At 65.2% G+C, this 374-nt stretch carries 1 protein-coding gene; it reads left to right on the top strand.

Annotated features, from left to right (window positions below):
- Positions 1–374, top strand: a 374-nt coding sequence (locus tag EN807_RS33150; protein WP_135937990.1) for a MaoC family dehydratase, incomplete at both ends; no start/stop codon positions are given.

Consider the following 374-nt stretch of genomic DNA (forward strand, 5'->3'; position numbering starts at 1 on the left):
TCGCGGAGTGCACAGGCGACCATCAGTGGATCCATGTCGACCCTGAGCGGGCAAAACGGCAGAGTCCGTTCCGCACCACGATCGCGCATGGTTATCTGACCTTGTCGATCATCGGCGCGCTGGCGCTGGAGATGGGCATCGTGCCGGAAAACACCCAGGCCGCCTTCAATTACGGCTTCGACAAGGTGCGCTTCCTGGCGCCGGTCAAGGCCGGCGCGCGCATCCGGCTGCGCACGACGCTGCTTTCCATGGAGGATCGCGGCCCCGGCCAGTATCTGATGAAGGCCGCCAACACCGTCGAGATCGAGGGCGAGCAGAAGCCGGCGCTGACCGCGGAGACGCTGGTGATGATGTATGAGCGCCGCAAGCGGGCC

This window comes from Mesorhizobium sp. M5C.F.Ca.ET.164.01.1.1, from assembly GCF_004792125.1.
In the GTDB taxonomy this organism is placed as follows: domain Bacteria; phylum Pseudomonadota; class Alphaproteobacteria; order Rhizobiales; family Rhizobiaceae; genus Mesorhizobium; species Mesorhizobium wenxiniae.